This is a genomic window from Citrobacter sp. Cu096, assembly GCF_030332285.1.
GTDB lineage: Bacteria > Pseudomonadota > Gammaproteobacteria > Enterobacterales > Enterobacteriaceae > Citrobacter > Citrobacter meridianamericanus.
Genome location: NZ_JAOWID010000030.1, coordinates 1,137,549 through 1,164,352 on the forward strand (window position 1 = coordinate 1,137,549; position 26,804 = coordinate 1,164,352).

At 52.9% G+C, this 26,804-nt stretch carries 26 protein-coding genes; 14 read left to right on the plus strand and 12 right to left on the minus strand.

The window, feature by feature from the left end:
• The first annotated feature begins 150 nt into the window (after positions 1-150).
• Entirely contained in the window at positions 151-1,020 is an 870-nt protein-coding gene (locus tag OGX99_RS19805; RefSeq protein ID WP_151225481.1) for an AraC family transcriptional regulator, read from the plus strand.
• On the opposite strand, the gene OGX99_RS19810 is transcribed toward OGX99_RS19805, so the two are convergent.
• On the minus strand, positions 1,003-2,169 hold the full coding sequence (locus tag OGX99_RS19810; RefSeq protein ID WP_286544829.1) for a benzoate/H(+) symporter BenE family transporter: 1,167 nt from the start codon (positions 2,167-2,169) through the stop codon (positions 1,003-1,005). The two genes, OGX99_RS19805 and OGX99_RS19810, sit on opposite strands and share 18 nt — an antisense overlap.
• A 105-nt stretch (positions 2,170-2,274) precedes the next feature.
• On the opposite strand from OGX99_RS19810, the gene OGX99_RS19815 reads away from it, so the two are divergent.
• Together OGX99_RS19815 and OGX99_RS19820 are read left to right on the plus strand one after the other, a co-directional pair.
• Complete coding sequence (locus tag OGX99_RS19815) at positions 2,275-2,811, plus strand: helix-turn-helix domain-containing protein (protein WP_151219286.1); 537 nt, start codon at positions 2,275-2,277, stop codon at positions 2,809-2,811.
• A 79-nt stretch (positions 2,812-2,890) separates the two neighbouring features.
• On the plus strand, positions 2,891-4,852 hold the full coding sequence (locus tag OGX99_RS19820) for a peptidase U32 family protein (protein ID WP_151219285.1): 1,962 nt from the start codon (positions 2,891-2,893) through the stop codon (positions 4,850-4,852).
• Positions 4,853-4,855: 3 nt separating this feature from the next.
• Here the strand turns inward: OGX99_RS19820 and OGX99_RS19825 are convergent, their stop codons facing one another.
• The 4 genes from OGX99_RS19825 to OGX99_RS19840 form a co-directional block, all read right to left on the minus strand.
• Positions 4,856-5,086: a DUF2554 family protein gene (locus OGX99_RS19825; protein ID WP_151219503.1), complete on the minus strand. Its 231-nt coding sequence runs from the start codon at positions 5,084-5,086 to the stop codon at positions 4,856-4,858.
• A gap of 189 nt (positions 5,087-5,275) precedes the next feature.
• Positions 5,276-5,401, minus strand: coding sequence for a DUF2474 domain-containing protein (locus OGX99_RS19830; RefSeq protein WP_005126742.1), 126 nt, complete (start codon positions 5,399-5,401; stop codon positions 5,276-5,278).
• Positions 5,401-6,411, minus strand: a complete 1,011-nt coding sequence (gene cydB, locus OGX99_RS19835; RefSeq protein WP_210905119.1) for a cytochrome d ubiquinol oxidase subunit II — start codon at positions 6,409-6,411, stop codon at positions 5,401-5,403. Before cydB ends, OGX99_RS19830 begins: the two co-directional genes overlap by 1 nt.
• Positions 6,411-7,814, minus strand: coding sequence for a cytochrome ubiquinol oxidase subunit I (locus OGX99_RS19840; protein ID WP_210905118.1), 1,404 nt, complete (start codon positions 7,812-7,814; stop codon positions 6,411-6,413). Before OGX99_RS19840 ends, cydB begins: the two co-directional genes overlap by 1 nt.
• Positions 7,815-7,946: 132 nt before the next feature.
• Between OGX99_RS19840 and OGX99_RS19845 the strand changes: the two genes are divergently transcribed.
• From OGX99_RS19845 to patD, 7 genes are all read left to right on the plus strand, one after another.
• Positions 7,947-8,357 (plus strand): type II toxin-antitoxin system HicB family antitoxin, encoded by a 411-nt coding sequence (locus OGX99_RS19845; protein WP_210905255.1) that lies wholly within the window; start codon positions 7,947-7,949, stop codon positions 8,355-8,357.
• Positions 8,358-8,449: 92 nt separating this feature from the next.
• A complete protein-coding gene (locus OGX99_RS19850) occupies positions 8,450-9,859 on the plus strand; it encodes an aminotransferase-like domain-containing protein (RefSeq protein WP_286544832.1) in 1,410 nt (469 codons plus the stop codon).
• 329 nt (positions 9,860-10,188) lie between these two features.
• Entirely contained in the window at positions 10,189-11,334 is a 1,146-nt protein-coding gene (ydcS, locus tag OGX99_RS19855; RefSeq protein WP_151219280.1) for a putative ABC transporter substrate-binding protein YdcS, read from the plus strand.
• Positions 11,335-11,350: 16 nt separating this feature from the next.
• The gene (locus OGX99_RS19860) at positions 11,351-12,367 is read left to right on the plus strand and encodes an ABC transporter ATP-binding protein (RefSeq protein WP_151219279.1); all 1,017 of its coding nucleotides are present in this window, start codon (positions 11,351-11,353) and stop codon (positions 12,365-12,367) included.
• Positions 12,368-13,312: an ABC transporter permease gene (locus OGX99_RS19865; protein ID WP_151225475.1), complete on the plus strand. Its 945-nt coding sequence runs from the start codon at positions 12,368-12,370 to the stop codon at positions 13,310-13,312.
• Entirely contained in the window at positions 13,302-14,108 is an 807-nt protein-coding gene (locus OGX99_RS19870) for an ABC transporter permease (protein WP_286544835.1), read from the plus strand. Before OGX99_RS19865 ends, OGX99_RS19870 begins: the two co-directional genes overlap by 11 nt.
• A 21-nt stretch (positions 14,109-14,129) precedes the next feature.
• The gene (gene patD, locus OGX99_RS19875) at positions 14,130-15,557 is read left to right on the plus strand and encodes an aminobutyraldehyde dehydrogenase (protein WP_151219277.1); all 1,428 of its coding nucleotides are present in this window, start codon (positions 14,130-14,132) and stop codon (positions 15,555-15,557) included.
• Positions 15,558-15,768: 211 nt separating this feature from the next.
• Here the strand turns inward: patD and OGX99_RS19880 are convergent, their stop codons facing one another.
• Positions 15,769-15,921 (minus strand): hypothetical protein, encoded by a 153-nt coding sequence (locus OGX99_RS19880; RefSeq protein ID WP_278237963.1) that lies wholly within the window; start codon positions 15,919-15,921, stop codon positions 15,769-15,771.
• A 179-nt stretch (positions 15,922-16,100) separates the two neighbouring features.
• The gene (gene yncL, locus OGX99_RS19885; protein WP_071524268.1) at positions 16,101-16,196 is read right to left on the minus strand and encodes a stress response membrane protein YncL; all 96 of its coding nucleotides are present in this window, start codon (positions 16,194-16,196) and stop codon (positions 16,101-16,103) included.
• Positions 16,197-16,388: 192 nt separating this feature from the next.
• Here yncL and OGX99_RS19890 point away from each other — a divergent pair, with 192 nt between their 5' ends.
• A complete protein-coding gene (locus tag OGX99_RS19890; RefSeq protein ID WP_016153148.1) occupies positions 16,389-16,562 on the plus strand; it encodes a GhoT/OrtT family toxin in 174 nt (57 codons plus the stop codon).
• 19 nt (positions 16,563-16,581) lie between these two features.
• On the opposite strand, the gene OGX99_RS19895 is transcribed toward OGX99_RS19890, so the two are convergent.
• From OGX99_RS19895 to OGX99_RS19905, 3 genes are read right to left on the minus strand one after another with little or no spacing between them, the layout of a single operon-like run.
• Positions 16,582-18,741, minus strand: coding sequence for a virulence factor SrfC family protein (locus OGX99_RS19895; RefSeq protein ID WP_286544837.1), 2,160 nt, complete (start codon positions 18,739-18,741; stop codon positions 16,582-16,584).
• Positions 18,738-21,719 carry a virulence factor SrfB gene (locus OGX99_RS19900; RefSeq protein ID WP_278237962.1) on the minus strand — a complete coding sequence of 994 codons (2,982 nt, stop codon included), beginning with the start codon at positions 21,717-21,719 and terminating at the stop codon, positions 18,738-18,740. The genes OGX99_RS19895 and OGX99_RS19900 overlap by 4 nt, the downstream gene beginning before the upstream one ends.
• Before the next feature lie 4 nt (positions 21,720-21,723).
• Positions 21,724-23,031, minus strand: a complete 1,308-nt coding sequence (locus OGX99_RS19905; protein WP_252838798.1) for an SrfA family protein — start codon at positions 23,029-23,031, stop codon at positions 21,724-21,726.
• 282 nt (positions 23,032-23,313) lie between these two features.
• Between OGX99_RS19905 and OGX99_RS19910 the strand changes: the two genes are divergently transcribed.
• Together OGX99_RS19910 and OGX99_RS19915 are read left to right on the plus strand one after the other, a co-directional pair.
• Complete coding sequence (locus tag OGX99_RS19910; RefSeq protein WP_151219273.1) at positions 23,314-24,912, plus strand: ABC transporter substrate-binding protein; 1,599 nt, start codon at positions 23,314-23,316, stop codon at positions 24,910-24,912.
• 17 nt (positions 24,913-24,929) lie between these two features.
• On the plus strand, positions 24,930-25,163 hold the full coding sequence (locus OGX99_RS19915) for a YdcY family protein (RefSeq protein ID WP_151219272.1): 234 nt from the start codon (positions 24,930-24,932) through the stop codon (positions 25,161-25,163).
• A 60-nt stretch (positions 25,164-25,223) separates the two neighbouring features.
• On the opposite strand, the gene OGX99_RS19920 is transcribed toward OGX99_RS19915, so the two are convergent.
• Together OGX99_RS19920 and OGX99_RS19925 are read right to left on the minus strand one after the other, a co-directional pair.
• Positions 25,224-25,673 carry a DMT family transporter gene (locus tag OGX99_RS19920; protein WP_151219271.1) on the minus strand — a complete coding sequence of 150 codons (450 nt, stop codon included), beginning with the start codon at positions 25,671-25,673 and terminating at the stop codon, positions 25,224-25,226.
• A complete protein-coding gene (locus OGX99_RS19925) occupies positions 25,670-26,188 on the minus strand; it encodes a GNAT family N-acetyltransferase (RefSeq protein ID WP_187252395.1) in 519 nt (172 codons plus the stop codon). The genes OGX99_RS19920 and OGX99_RS19925 overlap by 4 nt, the downstream gene beginning before the upstream one ends.
• Positions 26,189-26,225: 37 nt before the next feature.
• Between OGX99_RS19925 and OGX99_RS19930 the strand changes: the two genes are divergently transcribed.
• Positions 26,226-26,801 (plus strand): helix-turn-helix domain-containing protein, encoded by a 576-nt coding sequence (locus OGX99_RS19930; RefSeq protein ID WP_151219269.1) that lies wholly within the window; start codon positions 26,226-26,228, stop codon positions 26,799-26,801.
• Positions 26,802-26,804 lie beyond the last annotated feature (3 nt).

Genomic DNA, 26,804 nt, shown 5'->3' on the forward strand with positions numbered 1-26,804 from the left:
GTCACGGCTGGCGGCAGGGGGCTTTCATCGGCTTGCGGCGAACTTGCAAAATCTTGCGCTTTTTTAGCGTAAGAAACGAAAAGTTGGCTGTTTACAACATGTAGCTGATATAGACTGAAAGCCTGCTAATCTATTTTTGAACGTGATGGTATGTCTCAGCCCTACGATGCCTTTGAAAAATTACGCAAACATAATGCCGTGCTGCATGAATCAGTTGCGTTACATTCGGGGATCCAACTGGCCGCCTGGTCAAACAAGCGCGATACCATTACCCAGTATTGCGATCACCACACGCTCAGTTTATACATCGCGGATGGCTACGAGAGTTATCACAAGACGGCGGAAGGCTGGAAGAATGGCGGCGGGCCGGATCGTTTTTGCCTGATGCCAAAAGAGAGCGAATCCAGTTGGGATATTCGCGACGACCTTTCCTTCGTTCACCTCTATTGTACGGATACCCATCTGCGCGAAGTGGGTGAAAAAGTCTGGGACAAAAGCCCCTATAGCTTCACGCTGGACGAGCATACATTTGGCAGCGATCCGGGGATCACAGCGGTTTATCGTCAGTTTTTGCTCGGTAACGACTGGCAGCAACCGGCCAATCATCTTACGCTCAGCGCCGCATCTTCACTGCTGCTAACGCATCTGATCCAGCATTACAGCAATGTACAATGGCGGTTGCCCACAGTCACGGGAGGTCTTGCACCTGCCACTTTGCGTAATGTGCTGGCCTATATTGAAGCGCATCTGGCGCACCCGATAACCCTGAGCGATCTGGCAAGCGAGGCGGCGCTTAGTGATTTCCACTTTGCCAGAATGTTTCGCCAGTCGATGAATATGGCGCCGCACCAGTATGTGATGCAACGTCGGATGGCGCTGGCGCAGAATCTGGTTTGTTATTCTTCACGCAGTTTGTCGGATATTGCGATGGCCTGCGGGTTTAGTTCGGCGAGTCATTTTAGTAACCGGTTTAAACAGGTAACGGGTAAAACGCCAACGCAGTTACGTGCGGCGAAATAACGTCAAGGCTGCGTAGCAGAAACCGCCGACGACCAGCCCCCAGAATGCAGACCCAACACCCCACAACGTCAGACCGCTGGCCGTGACCAGAAAAGTAACGATAGCCGCATCGCGCTCGGCCTCATTATGCAGTGCCTGATACAAACTTCCGCTAATCGTACCGAGCAAGGCGAGGCCAGCCAGCATCTGGATCCAACTTACGGGCAGGGCCGCCATCAGTCCTGTGACCGAACCACCAAAAACCCCGGCCAGTAGATAGAAAACGCCTGCCGCAGCGGCGGCGAGCCAGCGTCGTTTGGCATCAGGATGTGCTTCGGGACTTTGGCAAATTGCTGCGGTTATGGCGGCAATACAAATAGAGTAAACGCCAAAAGGCGAAAACAGCAGCGCCATCAGGCCAGTGAAAACAATCAGTGGTGATACGGGTAACGCATAGCCTGATGCTTTCATGGTGGCAATGCCTGGAGCATTTTGCGAGGCCATGGTGACCAGAAACAGCGGCAGCGCAATGCTGATACTGTGGGCAAATGAAAAGTGTGGGGCAATAAATTCAGGAAATACCGGCGACAGATTAACACCGCTAGTGACAACGTCACCTTTAATCAGCGCAATGGCGATACCTACCAGCATCGCGGCGAGCGTCGCATACCGTGGGGCGATGACTTTACACACCAGCCATGCCAGCAGCATGCTCCCGCATAAGATAAGTTCGTTATTCAGGCTATTAAATGCCTGCAAACCAAAACGCAGCAGGATCCCGGCCAGCATGGCAGATGCCAGTGAATGCGGAATGATTTTCATCAAACGGGCAAACAGCCCGGTTACGCCGCACAGCACAATCAGCGCATTAGCCACAATAAAAACGCCGATAGCATCCTGAATCGTGATGCCTTGCAGGCCCGTAACCAGCAGCGCGGCACCGGGCGTTGACCATGCGGTGAGAACAGGGGCGCGATACCATAATGTCAGCGCCAGCGTACTGACACCCATTGCTATCCCCAGCGAGGTCATCCAGCCCGCGATTTGTTCAGTCGTCGCCCCTGCGGCCAGAGCGGCTTGCCAGATGATGGCTGCGGAGCTGGCATAGCCGACCAGGACAGCCACAAAACCGGACAGAACGGTATGCAGAGGGATAGAAAATGCGCGCATATTCACTCCTTGTGCGTTATAACGGTCAGACACTGTAACACTGTGCGTTATAGCGTACAAGTGCTAAACTGTAGGTCCGTGAAAGGAGACCGATGAAGGAGAAAAATGGACAACTTAACCCAGTATCTGGCTACTACGCTCCGGACGTTACGTCACCAGCGAGAATGGAGCCTTTCACGCCTGGCGGAGGAAACCGGTGTATCAAAAGCCATGTTGGGGCAAATTGAGCGCAACGAGTCCAGCCCAACGGTGGCGACATTGTGGAAAATTGCCACTGGACTGAACGTGCCGTTTTCGACGTTTATTTCACCGCCAGAGTCAGACAATACGCCGGCATTTGATCCTCAGCAGCAGGCGATGGTCGTCACATCACTGTTCCCGTGGGATCCGCAACTGTGCTTCGATCATTTTTCAATCCTGCTGGCACCCGGTGCACTCAGCGAATCAACTCCGCATGAATCCGGGGTTATCGAGCATGTTGTGGTGATTAACGGACTGCTGGATATGTGTATTGAGGGGCAGTGGCGTACCATTACATCCGGCGAGGGAGTTCGTTTTGCCGGAGACAGGGCACATAGCTACCGTAACAGCAGCGAACAAACGGTGCACTTTCATTCGCTGATCCATTACCGACGTGGTTAATCGGGAAAACTATTCCGAAACGCCCCGCTTGTGACTACAATAACCGCCATTTTTACCGCTTGTGGATGATAACAACTGTATGCGCCAGCAGCCTCATCACCTTGAATTGTTAAGCCCGGCCCGGGATACCGCCATTGCCCGTGAAGCCATTTTGCACGGCGCAGACGCCGTTTACATTGGCGGCCCGGGTTTTGGCGCGCGTCATAACGCCAGTAACAGTCTGAAAGATATTGCCGAACTAGTGCCTTTCGCCCATCGCTACGGGGCGAAAATCTTTGTGACGCTAAATACCATTTTGCACGATGATGAACTGGAACCCGCACAACGGTTAATTACCGATCTGTATCAGACCGGTGTTGATGCCCTGATTGTGCAGGATATGGGAATTCTGGAACTGGATATTCCCCCCATTGAGCTGCATGCCAGCACCCAATGTGACATTCGCAGTGTTGAGAAGGCGAAGTTTCTTGCTGATGTCGGATTCACCCAGATTGTCCTGGCGCGCGAACTGAGCCTTGAGCAAATTAACGCCATCCATCAGGCTACTGACGCAACCATTGAATTTTTCATCCACGGTGCGCTGTGCGTTGCCTATTCAGGCCAGTGTTATATTTCTCATGCCCAAACCGGACGCAGTGCTAACCGTGGCGACTGTTCTCAGGCCTGCCGCCTGCCGTATACCCTGAAAGACGATCAGGGGCGCGTGGTGTCCTATGAAAAACACCTGCTGTCGATGAAAGACAACGATCAGACCGCCAACCTCGGCGCATTGATTGACGCAGGTGTGCGTTCCTTCAAAATTGAAGGGCGCTACAAAGACATGAGCTATGTGAAGAATATTACCGCGCATTATCGTCAGATGCTGGACGCTATCATCGAAGAGCGGGGAGATTTGGCCCGTTCTTCAGCTGGACGCACAGAACATTTCTTCACCCCGTCTACGGAGAAAACCTTCCATCGCGGCAGTACTGATTACTTTGTAAATGCCCGTAAGGCCGATATCGGCGCATTCGACTCTCCAAAGTTTATTGGCCTGCCGATTGGTGAAGTCCTGAAAGTGGCAAAAGATCATCTCGACGTTGAGGTGACAGAACCGCTGGCGAACGGGGATGGTCTGAACGTGTTAATCAAGCGTGAGGTCGTTGGATTTCGCGCTAACACCGTTGAAAAAACCGGGCACAATCGTTATCGGGTGTGGCCGAATGAAATGCCCGTCGATCTGCACAAAGTTCGTGCTAACCATCCGCTGAATCGCAATCTCGATCATAACTGGCAACAGGCGCTGACCAAAACCTCCAGCGAACGCCGAGTTGCGGTCGATATTGAACTGGGCGGCTGGCAGGAACAGTTAATCCTGACGCTCACCAGCGAGGAGGGCGTGAGTATCACCCATACGCTGGATGGTCAGTTTGAGGAAGCGAACAATGCAGAAAAAGCGTTGAACAATCTGCAGGATGGCCTGGCAAAGCTCGGACAAACGATGTATTACGCCCGCGATATTCAGATCAACTTGCCGGGGGCATTGTTCGTACCAAACGGTCAACTGAATCAGTTGCGACGTGAAGCTGTCGACATGCTGGATGCCGCGCGTTTGCAAAATTATCAGCGGGGCAGTCGTAAACCGGTCGTACAACCGGCGCCGGTTTATCCGCAAACGCATCTGAGTTTCCTGTCTAACGTCTACAACCATAAAGCGCGTGAGTTTTATCACCGCTATGGTGTGCAGTTGATTGATGCCGCCTATGAAGCGCATGAAGAAAAGGGCGATGTACCGGTGATGATCACCAAACATTGTCTGCGTTTCGCCTTTAACCTGTGTCCGAAACAGGCGAAAGGGAACATCAAGAGCTGGAAAGCCACGCCGATGCAACTGGTTAACGGCGATGAAGTCCTGACGCTGAAATTTGATTGCCGACCGTGCGAAATGCACGTGATCGGCAAGATGAAACATCACATTCTGAAGATGCCATTGCCTGGCAGTATAGTGGCTTCCGTCAGCCCCGAAGACCTGATGAAGACACTGCCGAAGCGTAAAGGCTGACGGTTAACTCATATGGATATCGGGTTTTCGTGATTTTTGCCAGTGATGGTGCTCGCGAAGAGTGGCGGCGGATTCTTCCGCCGTCACTCGCAGCTCATCGCTGTCGGCCGTGTGTCGTAATACGTGATCGGCATCCTGTACCTGAAGATATTCATGTCCCTGATTAGTCGCGAAAAGCTGACCAGAAAAAAGCGCGCTGGCCAGCAATAACACCGTTAACCCTTTCTTAAACATCATGCACCCTCTGGTACGTTAGCTGCGGAATTGGCGATAATTTCACCTTGTGACTATTCAATATTTTAATCGGGATAATGGCAATCTCTATTTTGCCAATTCGATGTTTTTTACATTTTTGTTTAGCCAGCATTAGGATTTGTAACAACCGGGAAGCACAGGGCGACTCGGTTGTTACCGGGGGGAAAATCAGGACTTAAACCCAGCAGCGGTCATCAGTAAGCGAAAGAATGAACCGACGGCCGCCAGGGCCAGCACACTGCCGCCCCAGAGAATGACCAGCCACATCAGACGTTTCCAGATAGATTGTTGCATTAATGATACCCCTCACCATGTTGAACTTTGCCGCGGAAAACGTAGTAGCTCCAGAAGGTATACACCAGGATTATTGGGATAATCAGCAGTGCGCCAACCAGCATAAAGCCCTGACTTTGCGCCGGAGCCGCCGCCTGCCAGAGCGTAATGGACGGTGGAATGATGTGTGGCCAAATGCTGATCCCCAGTCCGCTAAACCCGAGGAAAATCAGCCCCAGCGTTAAGACAAAAGGCAGAGTATGGCTGTTTCGCTGGCCCAGCGCGCGCCACAACCAGAGGCTAATTAACGCAACCAGCAGCGGAACCGGCAGCAGGAACCACAGGTTGGGCAGGCTAAACCAACGCACGGCAATAGCATTGTGCGCCAACGGCGTCCACAGGCTGATAATGGCAATGACAACCAACATCGCCAGCAGTAGTTTTTTTGCCACGCCGCGCATTTTATCCTGTAACGGGTTTTCGCTTTTCATCACCAGCCATGTTGCTCCCAGCAGGGCGTAGGCCACCACGAGACCAATGCCGCAGAACAGCGTAAACGGGGTCATCCAGTCGAAAGGACCGCCGCTGTAGCTGCGACCGGTAACGGAAAATCCGTTGAGTACAGCACCCACCACCACGCCCTGGGTGAATGTCGCCAGAATTGAACCGCCGAGAAAGGCTTTATCCCAGAATGGTCGATGCGCCGGTGTAGCCTTGAAGCGAAACTCGAACGCGACGCCGCGAAATATCAGGCCGATTAGCATCAGGGTCAACGGGATCGTCAGCGCATCGACAATCACTGCATAGGCCAGCGGGAACGCACCAAATAACCCGGCCCCCCCCAGAACAAGCCAGGTTTCATTCCCGTCCCATACCGGAGCGACGCTGTTAACCATCACGTCGCGATCATCAGCGTCCTGAATAGCGGGAAATAAAATACCGATCCCGAGGTCAAAACCGTCCATCACGATATACATCAGCGTGGCGAACACGATAATCACAAACCAGATAACTGATAAATCGATACCCATTAGCGATGTGCCTCCGGTTGAGAATCGAGGACTGCGGCAGAAAGCGGCCGGGCAGGTGTGCCGGTTGGCGGAATGGTCGGGTCATCTTCCTGCGGCCCTTTACGGATCAAGCGGATCATGTAGCTGTAACCCACGCCAAATACCGAGCTATACACCACAAAGAAGGACAGCAGGCTGATACTCATATGTAAATCGCCATGAGCGGAAACCGCATCCGCTGTACGTTGCAGACCGTAAACCACCCACGGTTGACGGCCCACTTCAGTGGTCACCCAGCCAGCCAGAATGGCAATCAGACCGGAAGGGCCCATCAACAATGCAAAGCGCAAGAAAGCGCGCGAGGTGTATAAACGCTGCTTATAACGCAGCCACAAGGCAAACGCACCCAACAGGATCATCAGCATGCCTAGCCCCGCCATAATGCGAAACGACCAGAACACCATGGTGGAGTTGGGCCGGTCTTCTTTAGGAAACTCTTTCAGGGCCGGGACTTGTTTATCCAGACTATGGGTCAGGATCAGACTGCCCAGCGCAGGAATTTCCAGCCCATAGCGAGTGCGCTCTTGCTCCATATCCGGCCAGCCGAAGAGCAGCAGCGGGGTTGGTTCGCCTGGCGGATTTTCCCAGTGTCCCTCAATAGCGGCAATTTTTGCCGGTTGGTGTTTCAGCGTATTCAATCCGTGCATATCGCCAATCAAGGCCTGCAGTGGGGCGACGATTAGCGTCATCCACAGCGCCATCGAAAACATGGCGCGAATAGCGGGAGTGCTATTCCCACGCAGTAAATGCCATGCGGCTGAAGCCGCGACAAACAACGCGCTGCTGAGGAAAGCGGCAACGGACATATGCAACAAACGATAAGGGAATGAAGGATTGAAAATAACGGCGAACCAGTCGACGGGAACCACTTGCCCGTTAACGATTTCATAGCCTTGCGGTGTTTGCATCCAACTGTTGGAGGCGAGGATCCAGAAAGTAGAAATAATCGTACCCAGCGCAACCATACAAGTGGCGAAGAAGTGAAGTCCAGGACCAACCCGGTTCCAGCCAAACAGCATTACCCCAAGGAAGCCCGCTTCGAGGAAAAAGGCGGTTAACACCTCATAGGTCAGCAGCGGTCCGGTGATGCTTCCGGCAAACTCGGAAAAACCGCTCCAGTTCGTGCCGAACTGATAAGCCATCACCAGCCCGGAAACGACGCCCATACCAAAGTTTACGGCGAATATTTTCGACCAGAAATGGTATAGCGAACGCCAGGTGGGATTTTTTGTTTTTAGCCATAACCCCTCAAGCACCGCCAGATAACTGGCGAGGCCGATGGTAATGGCCGGAAAGATGATGTGAAAGGATACCGTAAACGCGAACTGGATCCTCGCCAGGTGAAACGCGTCAAGACCGAACATGCTTAACTCCGCAGGAAAAATTGATTTGGCGCAATTCTAAGCTTCGGAAGGAATGCGGGGCAGAAACAGAACAGTTCTTTTTAACCATAACAGTTGCAGTGCTGTTATAGGTTGTACACGCTGATATGAAATCTGGAAGCGAGTCTAACACCGGCAGTGGAAGGTGGGTTTGTGGTTTCTTTTCCGGATATTCCGGAAGCATTAACTCAGGAAAATACTCGCCATGACGCTTTCCAGGCCGCGCAGACTGCATTGATTACCGCTTTTGAATTCTATTTCGACGACAACGAGGCGATTCCACTCCCTTCGGCGGTTGGCGCTGAAGATACCTACGTAGAAATACCGCTGAGCGTTGCGTCTAAGGTTCTTCTGCTGAATGCCTTCCTTGAATCAAAAATCACCCAGCAGGAGCTGGCGAACAGGATCGGCAGACCTAAGCAGGAGATCACCCGTTTATTTGATTTAAAGCACACGACCAAAATTGATGCCGTACAGATTGCTGCTCGCGTCTTAGGCAAAGAACTGGCGTTAACGATGTTGTAAAACTGTTAACTATAACAGTTATAAAAAACACCCTGATTATGTAAACTGATATACACAGTGATTGTCACCGACACCGGTAATCAGGATCAAAAATGAAAAAGTATCAGCGACTGGCTGAGCAAATTCGCGATCAAATCGCGTCTGGCGTATGGCAGCCAGGCGATCGCCTGCCGTCACTGCGTGAACAGGTGGTCAGCAGCGGCATGAGTTTTATGACCGTCGGACACGCCTACCAACTGTTGGAAAGTCAGGGGCGGATTATTGCCCGACCGCAGTCGGGTTACTATGTCGCCGCGCGCCCACAACGTGAGCTGGCAGCACCGCAGGCACAGGTCATGCGCGATGAAGCAGTGGATATCAACACTTATATTTTTGATATGTTGCAAGCCAGTCGTGATGCGTCAGTAATGCCATTTGCCTCTGCATTCCCCGACCCGCGACTGTTTCCACTTCAGCAGTTGAACCGCTCGCTGGCGCAGGTGAGTAAAACCGCCACTGCTATGAGCGTGATCGAAAACCTGCCGCCGGGAAATGCAGAATTGCGCCATGCCATTGCCCGTCGCTATGCTCAACAGGGAATGACTATTTCACCTGATGAGATTGTGATCACCACCGGCGCGCTGGAAGCCCTCAACCTGAGCCTGCAGGCGGTGACCGAACCGGGGGATTGGGTGATTGTCGAAAACCCTTGTTTTTACGGCGCGTTGCAGGCTCTGGAGCGATTACGCCTGAAGGCGCTTGCGATTGCCACCGATGTCAAAGAGGGGATCGATCTGGCTGCGCTGGAGCAGGCGTTGCAGGAGTATCCGGTCAAAGCCTGCTGGCTGATGACTAACAGTCAAAATCCGCTGGGTTTTACGCTCAAACCAGAGAAAAAAGCGCACCTGGTGGCATTGCTGGAAAAATACCACGTGATGCTGATAGAGGATGATGTCTACAGCGAACTGTACTTTGGTCGTGAAAAACCGCAGCCCGCCAAGGCCTGGGATCGTGCTGACCGCGTTTTACATTGTTCGTCTTTCTCGAAGTGCCTCGTGCCCGGGTTCCGTGTGGGCTGGGTGGCGGCCGGGAAGCATGCCCGGCGTATTCAGCGACTTCAGCTAATGAGCACCTTATCCACCAGTTCCCCGATGCAGCTTGCACTGGTGGATTACTTGTCAACCCGGCGCTATGACGCACATCTGCGTCGCTTACGCCGCCAACTGGCAGAGCGCAAACAGCAGGCCTGGCAAACGTTGCTGCGTCATCTTCCGGCGGAAGTCAAAATTCACCACAACGACAGCGGCTATTTTTTATGGCTGGAATTACCAGAACCGCTTGATGCAGGCGAACTCACTACCCGGGCACTGGCGCACCATATCAGCATTGCGCCGGGAAAAATGTTCTCAACCTCGGGGAGTTGGACGCGTTTCTTTCGTTTTAATACCACATGGCACTGGGGAGAACGTGAGGAACAGGCGGTGAAACAGTTGGGAAAATTAATTCGCGAGATGATGAAATAAAACGTAACGCGCTATTCAAGATAAAAGAATAGCGCGTTCTTATTTTCGAAATAGAGAATACATAGCACTGATGTTATTTATATCGAGTGCTACCATACAAAAAATCAATAGTTCTTACTATTGCCACCTTTGCACCTAACTCCTTGTCTATACTCCAGAAGATTAAGCCTCATGGTCGGAGTCAGTCGCGTAATGAGCGTTAGCTCACAACCTGATTAAATTTCCTTGCGCCAGCAGGAACGCTTACCACACCCCGACTATTTTTAGGAAAGGACATATATTTACGGCAAGGCTGCCGCTCAATATTTTTTCGACAGGAGTAAGACGTTATGAGCAAGCAACTTGCCCTCAGTAGCCTCTGTGCCTTCAGCATGACGCTGATGACGGCGCAGGCAGCCGAACCCCCGACATCATTAAGTAAACCGGAAGGTCGTCTGGATATTATTGCCTGGCCGGGTTACATCGAGCGTGGACAAACTGATAAACAATATGATTGGGTCTCGCAGTTTGAGAAAGATACCGGCTGCGCGGTCAATGTTAAAACGGCGGCCACCTCTGATGAGATGGTCAGCCTGATGGCTAAAGGCGGCTACGACCTGGTTACCGCTTCCGGTGATGCTTCATTGCGACTGATTATGGGTAAACGCGTTCAGCCAATTAATACCGCGCTGATCCCTAACTGGAAAACCCTTGATCCGCGAGTGGTAAAAGGAGAGTGGTTTAACGTTGGGGGTAAAGTTTACGGTACGCCATACCAGTGGGGACCAAACCTGCTGATGTATAACACCAAAACCTTCCCAACGCCGCCGGACAGCTGGAACGTGGTATTCGTTGAACAAAATCTTCCTGACGGTAAAAGCAATAAAGGTCGCGTTCAGGCTTACGATGGCCCGATCTATATTGCCGACGCCGCGTTATTCGTTAAGGCCACTCAGCCGCAACTGGGTATTACCGATCCCTATCAGCTCACCGAACAGCAGTATCAGGCGGTTATCAAAGTCCTGAGCGATCAGCACGCGTTAATTCATCGCTATTGGCACGATACCACCGTGCAAATGAGCGACTTCAAAAACGAAGGTGTGGTGGCCTCAAGCGCCTGGCCTTATCAGGCTAACGCCCTGAAAGGGGAAGGTCAGCCGATTGCCACAGTTTTCCCAAAAGAAGGGGTTACTGGCTGGGCTGATACCACCATGCTGCACAGTCAGGCAAAACACCCGGTATGCGCTTATAAATGGATGAACTGGTCATTAACCCCGAAAGTACAGGGCGACGTAGCGGCATGGTTTGGTTCTCTGCCAGTGGTGCCGGAAGGCTGTAAAGCCAGCCCGTTACTGGGTGAAAAAGGCTGTGAAACCAACGGTTATAGCTATTTCGACAAAATTGCCTTCTGGAAAACGCCGATCGCAGAAGGCGGCAAATTCGTTCCTTACAGTCGCTGGACGCAGGATTACATCGCCATTATGGGTGGTCGTTAATTCCGCTGGGGGTTTTATGACGTACGCAGTGGAGTTTCATGACGTCTCGCGTTTGTACGGGGATGTTCGTGCTGTTGATGGGGTGAGTATTGCGATTAACGACGGTGAATTTTTCTCTATGCTGGGGCCATCCGGCTCCGGCAAGACCACCTGTCTGCGCCTGATTGCCGGTTTTGAGCAACTTTCAGGCGGCGCAATTACTATTTTTGGTAAGCAGGCCAGCGAATTGCCGCCCTGGGAACGGGACGTCAATACGGTTTTTCAGGATTACGCGCTATTCCCGCATATGTCGATTCTCGATAACGTCGCTTACGGGTTGATGGTCAAAGGCATTGATAAAAAGACACGTCACGCAAAAGCACGCGAGGCACTGGATAAGGTCGCGCTCGGTTTTGTTCATGAACGCAAACCGTCACAGCTTTCCGGTGGGCAGCGGCAGCGCGTGGCTATTGCCCGGGCGTTGGTCAATGAACCACGCGTCCTGCTGTTGGATGAGCCGCTTGGGGCATTGGATCTTAAATTGCGTGAACAGATGCAACTGGAGCTGAAGAAGTTACAGCAATCCCTGGGTATTACGTTCATTTTTGTCACCCACGATCAGGGGGAAGCCCTGTCGATGTCCGATCGTGTGGCGGTGTTTAATAACGGTCGTATTGAACAGGTGGATTCTCCGCGTGAACTGTACATGCGCCCGCGGACACCGTTTGTGGCAAGTTTCGTTGGGACGTCAAATGTCTTCGATGAGGCGATGTCGGCCAACGTTTGCGGGCTGCAGGGTATGTTTTCCTTGCGTCCGGAACACATTCGCTTGAATGACGTCAGTGGCGAAGTCCAGGCTCCGGGGATCATTCAGGCTGTGCAATACCAGGGAGCGGCGACGCGGTTTGAGCTGAAACTCGCCGGTGGTGAAAAATTGCTGGTTAGCCAGGCTAACCTGACGGGAGAAGTGCTGCCGCCAACGCTGTCACCGGGTCAGCAGGTGATAGCCTCATGGTCACGTGATGTGATGGTACCGCTGGTTGAGGAGAGGTGAATGGCTATGAACGTCTTACATTCGCCTCCACAGCCGACAAATCTGAACCGGATCTCAGGTTTCTTTTGGCGTAATCCGGGGCTGGGGCTGTTTTTGCTGCTCCTCGGGCCGCTGATGTGGTTTGGAATCGTTTACTTTGGCTCATTACTGACGCTGTTGTGGCAAGGTTTTTATACCTTTGACGATTTCACGATGTCGGTCACGCCGGACCTGACGCTGGCGAATTTGCAGGCGCTGTTTAATCCGGCTAACTACGACATCATTTTGCGTACCCTGACGATGGCGGTGGCAGTCACCATTGCCAGCGCGATTCTGGCGTTTCCGATGGCGTGGTATATGGCGCGATATACCAGCGGCAAAATGAAAGCCTTTTTTTACATTGCCGTGATGTTGCCGATGTGGGCCAGCTACATTGTTAAAGCTTACGCGTGGACGTTGCTGTTGGCTAAAGACGGCGTGGCGCAGTGGTTTTTAACCCATCTTGGGCTGGAGCCGCTGCTGCTTTCGTTCCTGACGCTGCCTGCGGTAGGCGGCAATACGTTGTCGACGTCAGGATTGGGTCGTTTCCTGGTCTTCGTCTACATCTGGCTGCCGTTTATGATTCTGCCGGTACAGGCTGCACTAGAGAGACTTCCGCCGTCACTGTTACAGGCCTCCGCTGATTTGGGCGCGCGTCCGCGTCAAACCTTCCGCTATGTGGTTCTCCCACTGGCGATACCCGGCATCGCGGCGGGTTCGATTTTTACCTTCTCACTGACGTTGGGCGATTTTATCGTACCGCAGTTGGTGGGACCACCAGGCTATTTCATCGGCAACATGGTGTATTCGCAACAAGGGGCTATCGGCAATATGCCGATGGCGGCGGCATTTACTCTGGTGCCAATTGTCTTAATCGCACTGTATCTGGCGTTCGTGAAGCGTCTGGGAGCTTTCGATGCACTCTGAACGCGCACCCTGGCTACTCAAACTGGCGGCATGGGGCGGGGTTATTTTCCTGCACTTTCCCATCCTCATCATCGCCACCTATGCTTTTAATACAGAGGAGGCCGCTTTTAGTTTCCCACCGCAGTGGTTAACGCTGAAATGGTTTAGCGTTGCGGCGCAGCGTAGCGATATTCTGGAATCGGTGACGTTGTCACTTAAAATCGCGGCGCTGTCGACAGCTATTGCCCTGGTTCTGGGGACGATGGCCGCGGCTGCCCTGTGGCGCAGGGACTTTTTTGGTAAAAGCGCAATATCGCTGTTGCTACTTTTACCGATCGCGCTGCCGGGAATTATTACCGGTCTGGCGCTGCTGACTGCGTTTAAAACCATCAACCTGGAACCAGGGTTTCTGACGATCGTGGTGGGCCATGCGACGTTTTGCGTGGTGGTGGTGTTTAACAACGTCGTGGCGCGTTTTCGCCGTACCTCATGGAGTCTGGTTGAAGCGTCTATGGATCTTGGCGCCAATGGCTGGCAAACCTTTCGTTATGTCGTGCTGCCGAACCTGGCATCGGCACTGCTGGCGGGAGGGATGCTGGCGTTTGCCTTGTCGTTTGATGAAATCATCGTGACAACGTTCACCGCCGGACATGAAAGAACACTTCCTTTGTGGCTACTCAATCAACTGGGTCGACCACGAGATGTGCCTGTCACCAACGTTGTGGCATTGCTGGTAATGCTGGTGACAACACTGCCAATTTTAGGGGCCTGGTGGCTAACGCGTGAAGGCGACACTCTCGCCGGAAACGGTAAATAAACGACGATATGGGAAATTGCTATGCAACATCAATTACTGATTAATGGCGAGCTGGTCAACGGTGAAGGTGAAAAGCAGCCAGTCTATAACCCCGCCACTGGTGAAATTATTCTGGAGATTGCCGAGGCGTCTGCTGCGCAGGTTGATGCCGCAGTACGTGCAGCAGACAGCGCATTTGCCAGTTGGGGGCAAACCACGCCGAAAGTCCGCTCGGAATTGCTGCTGAAACTGGCGGATGTTATCGCCGATAACGCGCAAACCTTTGCCGAGCTGGAATCACTCAACTGTGGTAAGCCGCTGCACTGCGTCCTCAATGATGAAATTCCGGCAATCGTCGACGTTTTCCGCTTCTTTGCCGGGGCAGCGCGAACTCTGCAAGGACAGGCGGCCGGAGAGTATCTGGAAGGGCATACGTCGATGATTCGTCGGGATCCACTGGGCGTGGTGGCCTCTATTGCGCCGTGGAACTACCCGCTGATGATGGCGGCGTGGAAGCTGGCTCCGGCGCTGGCGGCGGGTAACTGCGTGGTGATTAAACCGTCAGAAATCACCCCGCTAACGGCGCTAAAACTGGCTGAATTTGCCAAAGATATTTATCCGGCTGGCGTTATCAACGTGCTGTTTGGCCGGGGTAAAACGGTGGGTGACCCGCTGACCGGCCATGAAAAAGTCCGCATGGTCTCCTTGACCGGCTCCATTGCAACCGGCGAACACATTATCCAGCATACTGCGCCTTCGATTAAGCGCACGCATATGGAACTGGGTGGTAAAGCCCCGGTCATCATTTTTGATGATGCCGATCTGGATGCGGTGGTGAGCGGCGTGCGAACCTTTGGGTATTACAACGCCGGACAAGACTGCACTGCCGCTTGCCGAATCTATGCCCAGAAAGGCATTTATGATGCGCTGGTTGAGAAACTTGGCGCCGCGGTTGCCAGCCTGAAAACCGGTTCACCGAATGATGAGTCGACAGAGCTGGGGCCAGTAAGCTCTCAGGCGCATCTTGATCGCATCACCAAAGCGGTTGATGAGGCTAAAGCGTTGGGGCACATCAACGTTATCACCGGTGGTAAGAAAGTGGAGGGGGCAGGCTACTATTTCGCCCCGACGCTGCTGGCTGGGGCAAAGCAAGACGATGCCATTGTGCAGAGGGAAGTTTTCGGTCCGGTGGTCAGCGTAACGGTCTTTGATGATGAAGATCAGGTATTGGCGTGGGCTAACGATTCGAAGTACGGGCTGGCATCCTCCGTCTGGACCCGGGATGTGGGGCGCGCGCATCGATTTAGCGCTCGCCTGCAGTATGGTTGCACCTGGGTCAATACACACTTCACGCTGGTCAGCGAGATGCCGCACGGCGGGCAAAAACAGTCTGGTTATGGCAAGGATATGTCGGTTTACGGGCTGGAAGATTACACGATTGTTCGCCATGTCATGATCAAGCATGAGTAGTCTCTGAAGCGCGAGCGGTAAATGGGGCACGGATAGCTAAATATTGGCAAACGTGCGTCTATACTATTCGTGCCACTGGCCTCGTCGCCATCGGACGGCGGTAAGTTGGAAATATCCGCGAGGTCAGGCTAATTGATACAACAAAGCCCCGGTTGAATATCGGGGCTTTGTGCTTTCAGGTATACCGTCCGGTTATTAGCGGCGTAAGCTGCTAAGTCAGGCGAGTAACGCACAAACGCTCAGAACCAGTCCCAGTTGTTCCGGCGTCAGACCTGTCGTCAATAATCGCCGGTTCAGCAGGCTGCCCAATAGTGAAGCAAATGCCAGTAACAATCCCGTTCAGCCAAGGGATCTCAATTTCCATCAGCATACCGGCACAACACCGAGGCGTTATTTAGATACCTAATGCCATAGAAGGATTAGGGGGATTACATACTAAGGATAATTTACCCGGAAGTGTGAGAGTGGGAAGATGGTGTACTAATGGCAGAGAGAAAAACCTCTCTGCCAGCGGACGCTGCGATTAATTAAACAAGAACCACATCAAGCAAACCAGCCAAACCTTGCGGAAATCAGACTGAAAAGTCCTACAGCAGCAAATATATTTATCAGCACCACCGTTTTACTGGAAACATTCATTTGTGCCACCTTTCGTTTAAACCCTTATGGGTATAGTACGGGTTATAACTATCCGCAATAGTACGAATTCCGAACACAATGAAAACGGTGTGTTTTACCGCTGTTTCTCTTAAAATAATTAATAAAACTTGATGTGGGTCATGAAAAAGAGCATATTGCGCGCGATTTCACCTTTCGGCCCGGATGCCTTACATGTCTCTGTACCAAAAAATGTTGGTTTTTTATGCGGTGATGGCCGCTATCACGGCAATCATCACCTGGTTTCTTTCCCGCGATAAAAAGCGGATTCGTTTTCTCAGCGCAGTATTAGTCGGGGCGACCTGGCCGATGAGTTTTCCCGTCGCGTTAATGTTTTCTCTCTTCTGATGACGGCGTAAACGCCGTTTCAGGCGGAAAGCAGGGCATCTAATCGTTTTCTGTCGGCGTCACTGACGTCCTGCGGATGCTGATACCCCACGTTCTCATTCGCACGGGTATATAAAGCGACCAGCCAGTCGTAAACGTAGCGACTTGCGCCGTGCGAAGGTTGTTCATCCAGTTTCGTCAGGCGTAACATTGGCTGTTGCTTAGGCGCGCTAAAAATAGCCGATCCTTTTTGGATCCTGCTGGCCGGACGCTGTTCCTCGGCAACGTTAGCAAATCCAAGCCAGGTAATAAAATCGCCAATATCGGCGTGAAGTTGCGCGGCGCAGACGTTTTCTCGCTGCAAAATGCGCTGTAAGCGTTGCGGCATCTCCAGGCGATAGCTGGCGGTAACGAGGATATCGGCAACCTGCCTTAGCGTACGGGCGTCGAGGCGTAACCGGCGCGCATTATTTTCATCGCGACACCACTGGCGCACGTGGTTTATCCACATTTTGTGCGCCTGATATCCGATCTCTTTGTTTTCCGGCGAGTGTTGCGTGTCGCGCACCTCGGCAAACAGGTCAATATCTTCATTAAAGAGTCCGCTCACCTGTTCCTCGCGTGGCTGCTGAATACGCAGCAGCGACTCAAAGAGGCGCATCGGCGGGAGCAAACCATCAAGGAGTTCGCCATGCTTTGCCGCCTGAGCCTGTAACTGGCGGATCACCCACTCATTGCTACCGGATTCGGCTTCAACGGGATGAATCCAGCCGATCAGGGTTTGGCGTACGTGCTGTTGGTGCTGCTCACGCAGGGAATCCAACCTGGCCTGGCGCTGCTGTGGCGAGGTGGCTTGAGTCAGCCACTCGACAAGGCGCTGTAAGCTGTGTTTATCCAGCGCCTGCAGTGTGCCCCAGTGCAGTCCGGGCTTACCCATTAATTGCTGTACGGATTCATCCAGGTTTTGCTGAGTGCTAAAACGCGCATCCTGCGGGGTAATGGCCCACACCACGCCCGGCAATGCGGCGTCATGTACGGGCTGAGTATCGTTAACCCAGCCCAGCAGCTTGCGGGTGATAGCAGGCGTCTGGGAACGGGTCGATACCGCATTACAGATTAAGAGCACATCCGGTTGCAGATGCTGGCGGTAATGTTCCAGCATCCAGCCTAATTTGGCCTGCCACAGTGGATGGAGATGAACATCCGGGGCGAGGGGAATATCAAGCAGATCGACATTCCCCAGTTCAGCGTTTTCAACTGTCAGGACCAGTTCGCGCGTGAGCAGCGCCAGTGATGCCTGAGGGAGACTAACCGCGTTGAGCAACTGATGATTTTCAACGGGATGAACCACCACATCGCTTTGCGCCTCATTCCCGGTTAACGCCATCTGGGTAAGAAAACTTTCCGCAGGTAAACCGAAATGATCGACCAGCAGGCTCAGCGGTGCCGCTAATTCTGACGCGTTCCCGGTTTGCTGCAGCGTATGCGCCAGCGCCAACCACTGTTGCGTCAGTTCTGGTTGCTCTCCCCACAGTAACGCCCAGGCGTTTGCCCGGGTCGTCAGGTCCAGTGCGGGTAGCAGCGTGGCAAACTGATGCCATAGCGTATCGTCGATTTGCTGCTGATTGGTTGGCACGCAGGCGCGCCAGAAGCGGCCAATCGACGCAACATCTTGTGCAGTAATGCCCTGTACTGGATGACGTTGACGTAGCGTTTGCCATTTTTCCAGGCGCGACTCAATAATCGATTTCTCAACCTGGCGATTGTCCGGGAGCGCACTGAACTGGGCGATAAACAGTTGTACCAGTTCGGCTTCGCTGAGTAACCGCAGGCGCAATGGCCATTCACTATCAAGCGGATTTTCTTCCTGCGTGAAACGGATCGCCATATTGGTTGGCGCATGACCGGGATTAATATGCGAAAAGTAATCAAAACTGCGATCCGGAGTGACGATATTCACTTTGCCATTGGCGTTGTTGCACAATGCCGCGAGCAGATGCGCTTTCGCCGATTGTGAATGTCCATATAACCCAATGCACCCTCGCGATGAAAAAGCCGTCTTTAACGCAGATTCCTGCACGGCGGCTAACGTGAGCTGGGCCAGCAGGGCATCTGCTTCATCATCAAGACGTGCCGAGCGCTGACGGGTATCAGATACCCATTCGATGACGGCCTGCGCGGTATTTAACATCTTACTCATTTCAGGTACACGCTCCCGCTATCAATCCAGTAATGGCTACCGCTATGGCGACGGTCTGCCAGCGTATTCAGTTTTAACGTTAAGGCATGGGCGGCAACGGGAGTGCCATCCTGTAACCAGGCGTCGCTCAGTACGAAGAATTCCGGTCCGCTTTCTTTGCTACCACCGCGTAGTTGCAACCGGACATTCAACACGCCATCTCCGGCGATGGTTTTTGCCAGTTCGGCAGAATTTATGCTGAGCGTATACAACGGCGTGGCAGGCCAGCGACTGTTTGCCAATTGACGGAAACCTAACGTCACGTTACCGCGCAAAGGAAAGTGCAGGCGGGTATCCAGCTTAGCGCCGGGCTTATCCAGATCGATATCGTGATACCAGATATTCTCATCGCGCAGCGTATTGACCGTATTATCCAGCACGCCGAGATATCGTACGGTTGAGTAAGCGCCGATATCGGCAGCTTTAAAGTTAAAGCGTGGAAGACGTAAATCCAGCGCCAGGCTACACAACATGGCACCTACTGCTGCGGTGGATTTGGGGTTACCAATCCGTCCTTGCTGGCTAAACGGATACCACTCATGTACGCGGTAGTTATCCATCCAGATCATACGATTAACCGGAACGGGCTGCAGATGGCGGATCAACGCCTGTACGCCGGGTAAACAGGCGGGTCTGCCGGTCACTAATAAAATATCGCAGCGATAGTGCGAAATGGCCTCACAGACCGCGTGCAGCGGCGCAGTCAGAGTAAATTGTCCCGCCAGTAACGCTTCTTGTAGCTGCCTGAACTGTACCTGTAAGGGAACGTTCAGAACATCAAACGCTGGCGATCCTGCTGGCAACGCATGGTCGATGGCCTGTTGGATATAATTCATCACGTTACGTGTGGGTCGCTGGCTGAGCAGCTCGCCAAAGGTGGCATGCAGCCCGGCTACCGGATCGTTAATATCACTTTGTTCCCAGGCAGAGAGCACCGCATGACCAAGCGGCATAAAGAGCTGTAATGCCGTTTGTTGACGCAAAATCGCCTGAGTATCGATGCGCCCGGAATCGCCGAATAGCGTCGCCAGCAATGCGGCGGCATCAGTCACGCCAGCCTGTTGTAAGCGGGTTTGCAACGCGGGCAAAACGCAACGCTGAATTACGTCCAGCAGCATGTCATCCCCCGCGACCTTAAAACCTTCACGGAACAACAGATGCGGGGTAATTTTGACGTTCGCCCCAACGCCATCATCAAGCTGGTAATGAACCACGGCCATATCCGTTGTCCCGCCGCCAATGTCGATCGACGCCACGCGCAGCGCACGACCTTTAGTCTCACCGGGTTCCGGCAGACGGTCCGGGCGGGCAAGGGCGTTAAAGAACGATTCAGTGTGGCCATCATAGTGGGAGATAGCCTCGTTATACAGCCACACCAGTTGCCCACAGCTGGCCTCATCCCATTCCATCTGGATCTCAGGTACGGGAACCACGCTCTTTTCTTGTTGTTTACGAGTGGTGAAATCTTCATCCTGCGGGTGCCAGCCCATCGCTTTCCACACCAACGCAATAGCCTCAAACATGCGCAGGCGGAAAATTTCGCGCTCCTGTTTGGGCATTGCCGACGGCAGGGTCAGGATCAACGTCCGCAACTGACGAGGAGAGGCCGGGAATCCAAGACGCAATCGCGTTGCCACGCTGTTAATTTGGCCCAGCGCCTGAGCCAGAATTTCGCACAGCATATGTGTCATCAGCGTGCTGCGACTGTATTGCGGTGAGAATACCGGCAGACGATCGTCCTGCGGCAGGCTAAACAGCGGTTGCCCGTCATCGTTCATCAGGTTCATCAGCGGGAAGGCGGTAGCCAGCGGCTCGCGCTGGGTTTTGCCATTCATCTGGCTAAAGCGCCAATCATGTAGCACCGGCGTTTCGTCCCACAGATAACGGCGTGGGCTGGAGATCCCACTGCTGCCTTCAGTGCCCATACGCTGCATCGCCAGCTTACGGGCTTCGTCACCCACGCGGACAATCGACGGCCAGATAAAGGCGTCATCACGACCGCTCTCCACAGAAAAGTGCTGCTTGCCAAAACGCGCTTCAGAAAACTCCAGTCGGCTGGTGAACAGTGGGTCGTTGAGATACTGCGGCTCGCTTAACGAACGCACCTGTAATTCAGCAGTCTGACGCAGTCCGTCATTGGCGTCGCCATGATCTTCAATCAGCACGCCGCAGGTGTGTGTATTACCAATATCCAGAATGAGATCGACGGGAATGGCGGGTGTACTGAGGGTGTGCGTAACCAGCTTCACTTCCGGCACCGAAAGTTGTTCGCCTAACAGGGTCAGCACATTCAGCCAGTGTGCCTGATATTCAAAATTACGCAGTGCCTGCTGGATCTCGTGTTCAGAGCGGTTCTCATGCTGTGTGACATGATGCATAAAAGACTCACGCAACCAGCCGTCAATCCATGTCTGGTCGAGGAAATCGGCAATTTCATTGTCATGCCAGGCCAGCGCGAATCGTGTCCCGTTGAGCAGGTCGTTTTCATTAGGCGTTAACGCTGCAGGGGCATTTTCAGTGAGCTGGCTGTCCAGAGCTACGGTAACGCGGTGGGTGTTGCCCGCGCTGTCGGGCTGCGCCAGTTTTCGTACCTGCACGCGTGCCCAGTTATCCGGACCTTCAACAAACGTGCGCGGTGGGTTAAAGCGCAGAAACGGCAGTGGCAGCCAGACGCCGTCGAGGACATCAAGCGAATAATGCAGCGTCTGGGTGCTTTCCGGTTTCACCACTTCGGGCTGACCGCCGGTACTGCCTGGCAAGGTATAGCGACCCGTTGCCAGATCGAAATCCAGCCGTAGTAGGGGACCGTTTGCCGTTTTGCGCACAAAGCGACCATGATGCGCAGATTCTTGCGGCGTCAGGCCAAAATCCAGGAATTGCACACCGCTATTGGCGATGAGCGTCACGCTCTGTTTGTAATCACACAGATTCACCAACATAAAATCAGGCACCTATCTTTTTGATCGTCAGAGGGATTTCCGCGTGATCGTCATAACGTGCGGTACACGCGGCGACGTCATTGGTTCCCGCTTTGCAGGTAATTTCAGGCATTGGATAACGTGACCCGTCCGTGCAACGGGCATTCCCGCGACTCTTAATCATTAATTCACCCGACTGGTGCAAACCGGAGAAAATCTCGGCTCGACAAACGATATTGTCACCATGAACCACGCGAGCAGTGCCTTTATTGGCCTGGATTTGATAGCGTAGCGACGGCGCTTTGCCGCTGACCGGATCTTTAACATCGACCATTACACGCCAGTTGCCGTTGAGAAAACGCGTTGTTCCTGCCTTCATCTGGTTGGCATCCATGACCAGCGCATCTTTCGGAATCGCGGCGATCACGACAGGTCCTTCCACAGGTTTCTCTTTCTTCGCGACCGGGATCACTTCAGCCCGATGCAGCGGCAGTGCAGATGTCAGTTCTGGCAGCGGAGCCATATCTGCCTTCGCAACGTCAACAGGGATGACTGCGGGAGTGGGCTGGACTGTCTGTTGTTTCCACAACAGTGGCCCTACAATGGCGGCAATGATTACTGCGGCAACCGGCAGGCTCCACAGCGGCAGGCGGCGCGCGGGTTTCTCTTGTGCCAGTGGCGGTGTGACTTCAGGTTCGTTAACTATAACCGGCGGCTGTGGTTCAGGTTCAGCCGGTTTAGCCAGCTCGACGACCGGCGTCAATAAAGGCGTATCAGCCTCGGCGAAGGTGATTTCCGGGCTGCTTTCTTCTTCCGGCTCCGGCTCTGCTACGGTAACGACAGGAGGAGTATCAGCAAGTCGCAGGCAATCGAGCACCTCGTCGCGAGGATTTTCGTTCAGATTGACGAAGCCCCAGAACGTAATAACGGGTTTGCCTTCAACCAAAAAAACGTGATTCTCACCAGGAAACTGGATGGCTTTTTCGAGCAGTGAGCCAAACAGCTGTAGTGAGGTTTTCCCCGATTGCAGGCTTTTACGGCTCAGAGCAGCCGCATTTTCCAGCGTGCTCCCCAGATAGCGCAGCGCACGAAAACGAGCCTCCTCATCAGCGGCTTTCCACGCAACGACTTTCCCTTCGATCGGGGAATACCAGTCCACCCGATCGCCGTTGTCGTTAATTTGTGGGATCGCCAGACAATCCACCATTGCCTGTTGTTTACGCAGACGAAGCGTTTCGCGAATTTGCAATGCTGAATCAAACACGGCCTGACCACCGCCACCCACGGCCTGATAGTCATCCAAATTGCCGCTGCGCAAGAGAGTTTTTGCCACGTTGTTACCCCTTAGACTTCTTCACGTATCTACTTTACGTTTTATAAAAACGAGCAAACGGTGAAAGAGAGGCAAAAAGGGGCTAATTTTCATGGCATAGAGTGCCGGGAAAAATCTTGACGTTTCGAAAAAGACTTAAGGGAAATTAATTCGCTTAGAGTGATGGATTATTCAGCGAAATACACCGGATTAGAATAACCTGATAGTGATTCGTTATTGGTCAGTTTTTGTCAGCTATGCTCTGATATCACGGTTAATAATAAAATAAGAAGGCTTATAATCATGATTGCAAGGAAAACGTTACTCGCGCTGACGCTCAGCGCTGTCATACCGTCAGGCGCTGCATTGGCGGCCAATACTGACACTATCATCTACTGCTCTGAAGCGTCGCCTGAGTCATTTAACCCGCAAATCGCCAGCTCAGGCCCGTCGTTTGTGGCCAGTTCACAAGTGCTGTATAACCGACTCATCAACTTCGACCCGGTAAAAAATACGCCGGTACCGTCTCTGGCGACGGACTGGACGATTTCGCCGGACGGTAAGATCTACACCTTTACCCTGCGTCAGGGTGTAAAATTCAACAGCAATAAATTCTTTAAACCGACGCGCGACTTCAATGCTGATGACGTGATTTTCTCGGTATTAAGGCAGAAAGATGCCGATCATCCGTACCACAAGGTTTCTCAGGGAAGCTACGAATACTTTAACGATGTCGGTCTGGATAAACTGATTAAAGAAGTGAAGAAGCTCGATGATTATCACGTTCAGTTTGTTCTGAATGAACCTAACGCCGCGTTTCTTGCCGACTGGGGAATGGATTTCGCCTCCATTCTTTCAGCGGAATATGCCGACGCGATGCTGAAAAAAGGCACCCCGGAAAACGTTGATAACTGGCCAATTGGCACCGGGCCTTACGTGTTGCAGCAGTACAAGCAGGATTCGCAAATCCGTTATCTCGCCAACCCGAACTACTGGGATGGTGCGGTCCCGACAAAACACCTGATCTTCTCAATCACGCCGAACGTTCAGACGCGGCTGGCAAAACTGCAAACCAATGAATGCCAGATAATCCCGGCACCAGCGCCCGTACAGTTTGACGAGATTAAAAAGAATAAAGATTTGACGCTGCATTCGGTTGACGCGTTGAACGTTGGATATCTGGCGTTTAACACCGAGAAAAAACCGTTTGATAACGTGCTGGTGCGTCAGGCTCTGAACTACGCAACGGATAAAAAGGCCATTATTAACGCTGTCTTTTTAGGTTCTGGTACGGTGGCAAAATCACCGATTCCGCCGAATATGCTGGGGTTCAATAAAGATCTGCAGGATTACGCATACGACCCGCAAAAAGCGAAAGAACTGCTGAAACAGGCGGGGCTGGAAAACGGTTTTGAAGCGACACTGTGGTCAATGCCGGTTCAGCGTCCGTACAACCCGAACTCCCGACGGATTGCCGAGATGATCCAGAGCGACTGGGCAAAAGTTGGCGTGAAGGCGAAAATTGTGTCCTACGAGTGGGGCGAATATCTTTCTGGAATGCGTAAAGGTGAGCATGACACCGCTTTGTTCGGTTGGATGTCGGACAACGGCGATCCGGATAACTTCGCCGATGTACTGCTGGGCTGCGACAGCATTAAAACCGGATCTAATGCCGCGCGCTGGTGCGATAAAGCGTATAATTCGCTGGTTGAAAAGGCGAAACTGGTGAGCAAACCTGAAGAACGCGCCGCGCTTTACCAGCAGTCACAAGAGATTTTCTATCAGCAGGCACCGTGGATTGCGCTGGCGAACGGTAAAACGTTCTACGCGACACGCAGTAATGTCAGCGGATACAGCGTGAGCCTGATGGGCAGTGATTTTTCGAAAGCAAAGTTAAATTAATGAGTTAAGGAGAGGTTATGTCGCATCTGGATGAGGTTAGCGCACGGGTTGATGCCGCCATTGAAGAGAGCGTCATTACGCATATGAATGAATTGCTGATTGAACTCAGCGATGATGACGTGCTGAGCCGGGAAGATCGCTACACCCAGCAACAGCGTTTGCGTACAGCGATCGCACATCATGGCCGTCAGCATAAAGAAGATATGGAAGCCCGTCGCGAACAGTTGACCAAAGGCGGCTCTATTCTTTGATATTTCCTTGCCGGACCTTATCCGGCCTACAGGCACATTCTGTAGGTCGGATAAGCGCAATTAAAATGAGCGTCGCGCCACCAACCAGGCCCCGACGACCAGCAGCACCGCACCACAGACTGGCCCCACCAGCGCCCGCAGCGGCACGCCGTGGCTGCGCAAAATATCCAGCACCAACCCGCCAATTAACTGGCTGGCGACCAGCACCGCGATAGTCGTCGCTGCGCCCACATTTTGATATCCGCTGATACTGGCAAAAACGAAGAACGATCCCAGCAAGCCGGGGATTAGCGTCCACCAACGTACGCTGGAGACCAGCTCTGCAAATCCTGCCGCACCTTGCTTAAACCACAATATGCTGACAAATAATACGATCCCGACCAGCGAGTTCAATAACATGGCGATGAGGATCGTCGAGGATGTCTGCGTAATGCGCACCATCAAGGTATTTTGCACCACCAGACCAATACCCGCCGCAATCAGAAAGGAGAGGGTCAGCGTCTGGTTCATCTGCCGGCATCCGGTTCGCGACGATCGTCTAACTGCAACTGCATGAAGGTCAGATCCAGCCAGCGGCCAAATTTGGTGCCAACCTGCGGCATTTGCGCGGTGGTTTTAAAACCCAGCGTGCTGTGCAGATGCAAAGACGCCTGATTCTGAGACTCAATACCGGCCACCATCACATGCTTGCCGCATACACGAGCTTCTTCTATCAGCCTGCTAAGCAGCGCTCGTCCCAGGCCCTTTCCCTGATGCTCAGGATGGACATACACCGAATGTTCAACGGTATGGCGAAATCCATCAAAGTTACGCCAGTCGCCAAAGGAGGCATATCCCGTAACCACGCCATTATCTTCACTTACCAGCACCGGATACCCCATCAACTGGCGGGCTTCGTACCAGGAAATACGGTTTTCGGCATCGACCGTTTGATCGTTCCAGATAGCCGCCGTATGCAGTACCGCGTGGTTGTAGATTTCGGCAATAGCTGCACAGTCTTCTTTGCTAGCAAATCGAATTGACATGTTGAACCTCAAGGCTTGTTCACTATAGTATTACAATATGAATACTATTGAAGACAGCATAAATCAACGGATCGCGGCAAGAATTCGCATTGAGCGGGAATCTCGCGGCTGGTCACTGACGGAACTTGCCGAGCGCGCGGGCGTGTCGCGGGCGATGATCCATAAAATAGAACGCGGTGAAAGCAGCCCAACGGCCACGCTGCTGGGCAGGCTCTCCGGCGCCTTTGGTATCAGCATGTCTATGCTGATTGCGCGGGCCGAAATGCAGGAGGGCAAGCTGCTGCGCTTCGCTGACCAGCCCGTCTGGCACGACCCGCAAAGCCATTATTTACGCCGCCATGTTTCGCCGCGCAGCGATCTGCCGATTGATCTGGTGCAGATAGAATTGCCTGCCGGCAGCGATATTCCGATGCCAGCCTCTTCTTATGTGCAGGCCAGACAGCTTATCTGGCTCCAGCAAGGGGAGTTAGTCTTTGTGGAGGGGGACGTGCGACATGAAATGCAGGCGGGCGATTGCCTGGAGCTTGGCCCACCAAATGACTGTCGGTTTATCAATGAAACTACACAACCCTGCGTTTACCTGGTTGTGCGGTTAAACCCTGGCGTCAGCTAAATG